This window comes from Variovorax robiniae, assembly GCF_037889955.1.
GTDB lineage: Bacteria > Pseudomonadota > Gammaproteobacteria > Burkholderiales > Burkholderiaceae_C > Variovorax > Variovorax robiniae.
This window is the reverse complement of the sequence record NZ_JBBKZS010000012.1, coordinates 204,409-212,620: the sequence shown is the minus strand read 5'-3', so window position 1 is coordinate 212,620 and position 8,212 is coordinate 204,409. Positions and strand designations below refer to the sequence as shown.

10 protein-coding genes and 1 pseudogene are annotated in these 8,212 nt (G+C 63.8%); all 11 read left to right on the top strand.

Annotation, left to right across the window (positions count from 1 at the left end; all coding sequences use genetic code 11):
• Positions 1 to 566: pseudogene (locus WKW79_RS24780) on the top strand (RHS repeat-associated core domain-containing protein); the annotation flags it as partial.
• A 38-nt stretch (positions 567 to 604) separates the two neighbouring features.
• The gene (locus tag WKW79_RS24775; protein WP_340337879.1) at positions 605 to 961 is read left to right on the top strand and encodes a VOC family protein; all 357 of its coding nucleotides are present in this window, start codon (positions 605 to 607) and stop codon (positions 959 to 961) included.
• Between the two features lie 24 nt (positions 962 to 985).
• Positions 986 to 1,480, top strand: coding sequence for a pentapeptide repeat-containing protein (locus WKW79_RS24770; protein ID WP_340337878.1), 495 nt, complete (start codon positions 986 to 988; stop codon positions 1,478 to 1,480).
• 51 nt (positions 1,481 to 1,531) lie between these two features.
• A complete protein-coding gene (locus WKW79_RS37220; protein ID WP_479694197.1) occupies positions 1,532 to 1,897 on the top strand; it encodes an AcrVA2 family anti-CRISPR protein in 366 nt (121 codons plus the stop codon).
• Complete coding sequence (locus tag WKW79_RS24765; protein WP_340337877.1) at positions 1,894 to 3,087, top strand: phosphoglycerate kinase; 1,194 nt, start codon at positions 1,894 to 1,896, stop codon at positions 3,085 to 3,087. The genes WKW79_RS37220 and WKW79_RS24765 overlap by 4 nt, the downstream gene beginning before the upstream one ends.
• 104 nt (positions 3,088 to 3,191) lie before the next feature.
• Positions 3,192 to 4,643 carry a pyruvate kinase gene (gene pyk / locus WKW79_RS24760; protein ID WP_340337876.1) on the top strand — a complete coding sequence of 484 codons (1,452 nt, stop codon included), beginning with the start codon at positions 3,192 to 3,194 and terminating at the stop codon, positions 4,641 to 4,643.
• Positions 4,644 to 4,742: 99 nt separating this feature from the next.
• Positions 4,743 to 5,627: an alpha/beta hydrolase gene (locus WKW79_RS24755; RefSeq protein WP_340337875.1), complete on the top strand. Its 885-nt coding sequence runs from the start codon at positions 4,743 to 4,745 to the stop codon at positions 5,625 to 5,627.
• Positions 5,628 to 5,731: 104 nt separating this feature from the next.
• Entirely contained in the window at positions 5,732 to 6,796 is a 1,065-nt protein-coding gene (gene fba / locus WKW79_RS24750) for a class II fructose-bisphosphate aldolase (protein WP_340337874.1), read from the top strand.
• Complete coding sequence (locus WKW79_RS24745) at positions 6,771 to 7,136, top strand: type II toxin-antitoxin system VapB family antitoxin (RefSeq protein ID WP_340337873.1); 366 nt, start codon at positions 6,771 to 6,773, stop codon at positions 7,134 to 7,136. Before fba ends, WKW79_RS24745 begins: the two co-directional genes overlap by 26 nt.
• On the top strand, positions 7,100 to 7,234 hold the full coding sequence (locus WKW79_RS37070; RefSeq protein ID WP_422823961.1) for a PIN domain-containing protein: 135 nt from the start codon (positions 7,100 to 7,102) through the stop codon (positions 7,232 to 7,234). Before WKW79_RS24745 ends, WKW79_RS37070 begins: the two co-directional genes overlap by 37 nt.
• The gene (locus tag WKW79_RS24740) at positions 7,231 to 8,136 is read left to right on the top strand and encodes a phosphoribosylaminoimidazolesuccinocarboxamide synthase (protein ID WP_340337872.1); all 906 of its coding nucleotides are present in this window, start codon (positions 7,231 to 7,233) and stop codon (positions 8,134 to 8,136) included. The genes WKW79_RS37070 and WKW79_RS24740 overlap by 4 nt, the downstream gene beginning before the upstream one ends.
• The last annotated feature ends 76 nt before the right edge of the window (positions 8,137 to 8,212 follow it).

Below are 8,212 nucleotides of genomic sequence, written 5' to 3'. Positions count from 1 at the left end.
CCGGTTCCAGGGGCAGTACCTTGATGAAGAGACCGGGCTGCATTACAACCGGTATCGGTACTATGACCCGGGCAGCGGCCGGTTCGTCAGCAGTGATCCCATCAAGCTGGCAGGGGGACTTAATCTTCAGCAATTCGCCCCGAATTCCACGGGTTGGATTGATCCGCTAGGATTATCAAGATACGTTGTAATCGGCGAGGGACAAGCATCCGTGGAGGGAAAAATTCCCGTGCCACGAATTCAGAACAATTGGAAAAGATTGGGCGGGAGTAGTAAAGGAATCCGGTGCCTCTCGTTTCGAGCGAGGTACAAAAGAATGGGAGCAAAAGGCCGTTGGGGGGAATGCGAAATGGATTCGCGACCGAGTAGCAGACGGGTATGGATTTATCGACATCGGCCCCGATGGAGGCAATCTGAGTCCGTTTTATGCGGCGGAAAAGAAAGTTCTGGGTCGAACCGGTGCAAGAACTTATAAAAGCAATAGATGCGCCACCGATTCTGCCAGGAGCGGATCAAAACCAAGTTCAAGACCGGTGGCAAGAGGAAGATACGGAGATAATCAATAATGTCAGTAATTTTCTTTATCCCAGTCTCAAAACGAAAAATGCAAGACACAGAGCACTTTTATCAAAAGATTCTCGAATTTCCTTCCGACGAAGAGGGTACTTTTTACATCGACAAAGAAGATTGCAAAATTAAAGTCATGTTCAAATATGCGCGGGCGGAGTTAAAGGGGGAGAAAAATTCTCTATTTGAATACTCAATTGCAAAGAATTTTCCGAGTTATTGTATTAAACTAAAAGAGCTAGGCGTTGAATTCGATTTTGTGATGATGACCCCTGGCGGTTACGTTGCTCGTGTTTTTGATCCTAGTGGAAATCCGATAGAAATCACATGCGATGATTTTTTTGACGAAGCTGGTGGCGACATTTCTGCTTGGAGTACATACAAGCGTTACTAACTTGACTGCGACAATAAAAATCATATGTCGGCTAAATTCATCATCCGAGCCCATGACGTCTGGCGCAAGGGCATCGGCGGAGCCCCGGCCGGCTTGGCAGGCCAGAGCGACAGCGGCGTCTACGCCGGCCTGGACCTGAACCTCGCGCAGTTCGCCGCGTCCACCTTCACCGGCAGCAGTTTCAGCGCAACGACCTTCAAGCAAGCAGGATGGACTGGCTGCCAGTTCATCGGCTGCACCTTCACGGCCTGCGATTTCTCAAGCATCTCGATCACTGGATGCACCTTCACCGACTGCACTTTTGCCCAGTCGCAGTTTCAAAGCAGCCGAATCAGCAGTTCCAACTTCAACCGATGCCAATGGAACGGGCTGACCTTCGACCGCAGCCACTGGTCCAGCGTGGTCGTGCTGGGTTGCACCGGTAGCGGCATCCAGGCCGATGGCTTGTCGGGCGAGCACGTCGACTTCACCGGAAGCTATTTCGAGCAGTCGAAGATGCGCAACACGCAGATCAACTGACAGAGGTGGCGTTGGGGCGATTAGTTTCGATTTCCATGGCGTGGTCAGGGCATGCACCGGCAAGTTCCCGACTTCATCGGAGTCATCAAGCGCGTCTTCGGCTTCGCCAAGGTGCGCTACCGGGGGGCAGGAATGGCGACCGGCTCTTCGTGGCGCGGCGTTAGCCAAATTGTTCACGGTGCGCGGGCCGCTGCTGCAAGGCGTGTCCATCTGCCGGCGCACTGGCGCAGAGGACATTTCCGCATGCAGGCGCATGGGCCGCGCAGCAGTACGAGGCGTCCTGTTCATCAAACCCATGTTGGTGAGGGTGGATCGGTTGTAGAGGGATCGCTTTCGCGATGCGCTGTCGCAGCGCATCAGTTCGTTGCCAACGCGTACAGGCGCGGCCACGACGGACTCCTAGAATCAAGCGCATGAACGTCATCCGCTTTTCCGATCTGTGCGCCCAAGGCAAGGTTGCCGGCCAGCGCGTCTTCATCCGTGCCGATCTCAACGTGCCGCAAGACGACACCGGCCGCATCACCGAGGACACGCGCATCCGCGCCTCCGTGCCCTGCATCCAGCAGGCGCTGGCCGCGGGCGCGGCGGTCATGGTGACCTCGCACCTGGGCCGTCCGACCGAGGGCGAATTCAAGCCTGAAGATTCGCTGGCGCCTGTCGCGGCGCGGCTGGGCGAGTTGCTCGGCCGCGAGGTGCCGCTGGTCGCCAACTGGGTCGAAGGCGTCGACGTGAAGCCCGGCAACGTGGTGCTGCTCGAGAACTGCCGCGTCAACAAGGGCGAGAAGAAGAACGACCCCGCGCTCGCGAAGAAGATGGCCGCGCTGTGCGACATATACGTGAACGACGCCTTCGGCACCGCGCACCGCGCCGAAGGCACCACCTACGGCATCGCCGAGTACGCCAAGGTGGCGAGCGCCGGCCCGCTGCTCGCGGCCGAGATCGACGCCATCACCCGCGCACTGGCCACGCCCAAGCGCCCGCTGGTCGCCATCGTCGCGGGCTCCAAGGTCAGCACGAAGCTCACCATCCTCAAGAGCCTGGCCGAGAAGGTCGACCAGCTCATCGTCGGCGGCGGCATCGCCAACACCTTCATGCTGGCCGCCGGCCTGCCGATCGGCAAGTCGCTGGCGGAGCCCGACCTGCTCGACCAGGCCAAGGCCGTCATCGACGCCATGCGCGCGCGCGGCGCCGCCGTGCCGATCCCGGTCGACGTGGTCACGGCCAAGGCCTTCGCGGCCGATGCGCCCGCCACGGTCAAGGCTTCGAACGAAGTCGCCGAAGACGACCTGATCCTCGACATCGGCCCAAAGACCGCCGCACAACTCGCCGCGCAACTGCGCGAAGCCGGCACCATCGTCTGGAACGGCCCGGTCGGCGTATTCGAATTCGATGCCTTCGCCAATGGCACGAAGGCCATCGCCGAAGCCATCGCCGACAGCCCGGCCTTCTCGATCGCCGGCGGCGGCGACACGCTGGCCGCGATTGCCAAGTACGGCATCGAATCCAAGGTCGGCTACATCTCGACCGGCGGCGGCGCCTTCCTCGAGATCCTCGAGGGCAAGACGCTGCCGGCCTTCGAGATCCTGACCCGGCGCGCATCGGCGTGAGCGCCCTGGATTGAACTGAACCCGTTCGCGCTCGTCTCGCGGGCGCGGCGGGGTGGATTGCCTGAAGACCTCTCATAACCACAACGCACCCGGAGACTTGCACCATGGACACCCCCGCCCGCCTTCCCCGCCACGCCACCAAGATCGTCGCCACGCTCGGCCCGGCCTCCAACACGCTGGAGCTGCTCGAGCAGATGATCCTGAACAAGGTCAGCGTGGTGCGGCTGAACTTCAGCCATGGCACGGCGCAGGACCACATCAACCGTGCCGAGATGGTGCGCGAGGCGGCGCGCCGCACCGGGCGCGAGGTGGCGATCATGGCCGATCTGCAGGGTCCGAAGATCCGCGTCGGCAAGTTCGCCGAAGGCAAGGTCTGGCTGGAGCCTGGTGCCAAGTTCCTGCTGGATGCGGCGCGTACCGAGCTGGGTGACGTCAACGGCGTCGGCCTCGACTACAAGGACCTCCCGCGCGACGTGAAGGCCGGCGACAAGCTGCTGCTCAACGACGGCCTGATCGTGCTGACCGTCGATGCGGTCAAGGGCGAGCAGGTGCTGACCACGGTGAAGCTCGGCGGCGAGCTGTCCAACAACAAGGGCATCAACAAGCAAGGCGGCGGCCTGACCGCGCCGGCGTTGACCGGCAAGGACATGGAAGACATCAAGACCGCGATGAGCTTCAAGGCCGACTACGTGGCGGTGAGCTTCCCGAAGAACGCGACGGACATGGAAATGGCGCGCCAGCTTTGCAACGTGGCCGCGGCGGACCATGGCCACAAGCCGGGCCTGATCGCCAAGATCGAACGCGCCGAGGCCATCCCCAAGCTGGAGGAAATCATCCGCGCCAGCGACGGCATCATGGTCGCGCGCGGTGATCTGGCCGTGGAAGTCGGCAACGCGGCCGTGCCGGCATTGCAGAAGAAGATGATCCGCATGGCGCGCGAGATGGACCGCGTGGTCATCACCGCCACGCAGATGATGGAGTCGATGATCACCAATCCGGTGCCCACGCGCGCCGAAGTCAGCGACGTGGCCAATGCCGTGCTCGACGGCACCGATGCCGTGATGCTCTCGGCCGAGACCGCCTCGGGCCGCTATCCGCTGGAGACGGTGCAGGAGATGAGCCGCATCTGCGAAGCCGCCGAAGCCGCCGAGGACAAGACCCGCGACACCGACTTCAGCGGCCACACTTACAACCGCATCGACCAGTCGATCGCCATGGGCGCACTGTTCACCGCGCACCACCTGGGCGCGAAGGCGATCGTGGCGATGACCGAATCCGGCTCGACGCCGCTGTGGATGAGCCGGCATGCGGCGCACATCCCGGTCTACGCCCTGACCTCGCGACTGGCCACGCAGCGCAAGATGGCGCTGTACCGCAATGTGCGTCCGCTGCTGATGGATTCGCAAAGCGACCGCGACACCGCGCTCGACCAGGCCGAGGCGCACCTGAAGAAGCGCGGCATCGTGCAGAGCGGTGACGTGTATGCGATCACCTGCGGCGAGCCGATGGGCGCGCCGGGCGGCACCAACATGCTGAAGATCTGCCGGGCCGTCTGACCGGATCATGGACCGGGTGATTGCGCACAATCATCCGGTCGTTTCGGGGTGGGACGCAGGGTCGCGAATCCGTATCGCGCCGAGCGGCGTATTGGCGCCATGACCCTCGCTCCTTTCATGCGGCGTGCCGCGTTGCTGGCCGCCGCCCTCGGTGCCGCGCTTCTCTCTGCTTGCTCCCCTGCCAAGTTGTTGGACCGGGCAGTGCCGCGCGACACCTATGACTTCGAAGGCGGCGTGGCCTACGGCACGGCGCCGCGCCAGAAGCTGGATGTGTTCCTGCCGCTGCCCACCGCATTGCCGGCCGCTGGGCGGCGCCCGCTCGTGGTGTTCTTCTTCGGCGGCGCCTGGACCACCGGCGATCGAGCGACCTTCCGCTTTGTCGGCGAGGCGCTGGCGTCGCGAGGCGCGGTGGTCGTGCTGCCCGACTACGGCCTCTCGCCGGCCTTCCGCTACCCGGTGTTCGTTCAGGACAGCGCGCTGGCCGTCAAATGGGCGCTCGACAACGCGCAGCGCCTCGGCGCCGACCCGAAGCAGGTCTACGTCATGGGCCACAGCGCCGGCGCCTACAACGCGGCGATGGTGGCGCTCGACGATCGCTGGCTGGGAGCCCTCGGCTCCAGCCCGAGGCAGCTCGCCGGCTGGATCGGCCTGGCCGGCCCTTACGACTTCCTGCCCATCGAGAACCCGGACGCCAAGCTCGCCTTCGACTGGCCCAACACCCTGCCGGAGTCGCAGCCCCTGCGCCACGTCACGTCCGCCGCCCCTCGTACCCTGCTCATGGCGGTCGGCAAGGACACGCTGGTCAACCCGATCCGCAACACGCGGCAGATGGCCGAGCACCTGCGCGCGGCAGGCGTCGACGTGCAGGTCCAGGAGTTCGACGACCTCGGCCACGTCACCCTGATCGCCAATGTCGCGAAGCCGCTGCACTGGCTGGGCGGGCCGGTTCTGCCGCCGATCGTGAAATTCCTCGGATTGCCGTAGGCACATACCCATGGGCATGCGGGCCATCGACCTTCGGACAGGGAGGGGGTCGATAGAATCGCGGTCAGTACTTTTCCCTACTTCCACACCTACAGAGGCACCCCATGGCACTTGTATCGATGCGCGAACTGCTGGACCACGCAGCCGCAAACGGCTACGGCATTCCCGCTTTCAACGTCAACAACCTCGAGCAGGTGCAGGCCGTGATGGAAGCGGCCAAGGAAGTCGGCGCCCCCGTCATCCTGCAAGCCAGCGCCGGCGCCCGCAAGTACGCGGGTGAAGCCTTCATCAAGCACCTGATCATGGCCGCCATCGAGGCCTACCCGACCGTGCCGCTGGTCATGCACCAGGACCACGGCCAGAGCCCCGACGTCTGCAAGGGCGCCATCGACCTGGGCTTCAGCTCGGTGATGATGGACGGCTCCCTGGAAGCCGACGGCAAGACCATCGCCAGCTACGAATACAACGTCGAGACCACCAAGAAGGTGTCCGACATGGCCCACCGCGTGGGGGTCACCGTCGAGGGTGAACTGGGCTGCCTCGGCTCGCTCGAAACCATGAAGGGCGACAAGGAAGACGGCCACGGCACCGACGCGACCATGACGCGCGAGCAGCTGCTGACCGACCCGGAGCAGGCCGCCGACTTCGTCAAGCGCACCCAGATCGACGCGCTGGCCATCGCCATCGGCACCAGCCACGGCGCCTACAAGTTCACCCGCAAGCCCACCGGTGACATCCTGGCGATCGACCGCATCAAGGAAATCCACGCCCGCATTCCCAACACCCACCTGGTGATGCACGGCTCGTCGAGCGTGCCGCAGGAGTTGCTGGCCATCATCCGCCAGTACGGCGGCAACATGAAGGAAACCTACGGCGTGCCGGTCGAGGAAATCCAGGAAGCCATCAAGCACGGCGTGCGCAAGATCAACATCGACACCGACATCCGCCTGGCCATGACCGGTGCCGTGCGCAAGTTCCTGGCCGAGAACCCCGAGAAGTTCGACGCCCGCGAATGGCTGAAGCCGGCCCGCGAAGCCGCCCGCCTGATCTGCAAGCAGCGCTACCTGGAATTCGGCTGCGAAGGCCAGGGCCCGAAGATCAAGGGCGACACGCTGCAGGTCGTCGCGGCCAAGTACGCCAAGGGTGAACTGGCGCAAGCGGTGGTCTGATTTCCGCGAGCGTCACGCAGAAGGCCGCCCGTCCAGGCGGCCTTTTTGTTGCCACAATGCACGGCTGCATATCGAAGGCGCATGCAAGGAGCTCGCTTTGAAAACCCGGACCCACCTCGTTCTCGATGACCATTTGGTCGCGCAGGTGATGGTGCGCGCGGGTGTCAAGACCAGGCAGGCGGCCATCGAAGCCGCATTGCGCGCCTATGTGTGCGCGCCTGGCTATCCTGGCTTGCTGAAACTTGCCGGTAGCGGCGTGATTGCCGACGGCTACGACCCGAAAGCGGCGTACGGGGCTTCTGTGTGCGCTGTACCATCCGCAGCGCCAACGATTGCCTGATCGCTGCGTGCGCCATCGAGGCCGGCGAGCCGCTGTTGCACGCCGACCGTGACTTCATTGCCCTTGCGGCCATCGAACCCCGTCTGACATTGCCATGACCACCGTCCACACCTCCTCCATCCAGAGCCTGCCCCTGCTGGCCCGCGGCAAGGTCCGCGACAACTACGCCGTCGGCAACGACCGCATCCTGATGGTGGCGAGCGACCGGCTGAGCGCCTTCGACGTGATCATGGGCGAGCCCATCCCCGGCAAGGGCGAGATCCTCACGCAGATGGCGCTGTGGTGGTTCGACCGCCTCGGCCACATCTGCCCGAATCACTTGACCGGCGATGCACCCGAAAGCGCGGTGCAACCCGAGGAAGTGCCGCAGGTCACCGGCCGCTCGATGCTGGTCAAGCGCCTGAAGCCCATCCCGGTCGAGGCCGTGGTGCGCGGCTACCTGGCCGGCAGCGGCTGGAAGGAATACCAGGACAACCGCGCCGTCTGCGGCGTGCCGCTGCCCGAAGGCCTGACCAACGCGAGCAGGCTGCCGCGCCCGATCTTCACGCCCGCGGCCAAGGCAGCGGCCGGCGAGCATGACGAGAACATCAGCTACGACCGTGTCGTGGAGATCGTCGGCCCCGCATTGGCGCAGCAGATCCGCGAGACCAGCATCCAGCTCTACGAGACCGCCGCCGAGATCGCGCTGGCCAAGGGCATGATCATTGCCGACACCAAGTTCGAGTTCGGCCTGGACGAATCCGGCACGCTGGTGCTGATGGACGAGGTGCTGACGCCCGACAGCTCGCGCTACTGGCCGGTGGAAGGCTACGAGGAGGCGCTGCGCACTGGCGCCAACCCGCCGAGCTACGACAAGCAGTTCGTGCGCGACTGGCTGGAGGCCGCGAAGATCCACGGCAAGCCCTGGGACAAGACGCCGCCTGCGCCACGCCTGCCGGCCGAAGTGATCCAGAAGACCGCCGCGAAGTACCGCGAGGCGCTGGAGCGCTTGACCGGTTAGCGCTCACTTTCCGGCCGCTCTGTCAATGTGAATAAGTCACAAATGCGGCGGCAATAGTCCCCACCTGCCAGCGTAC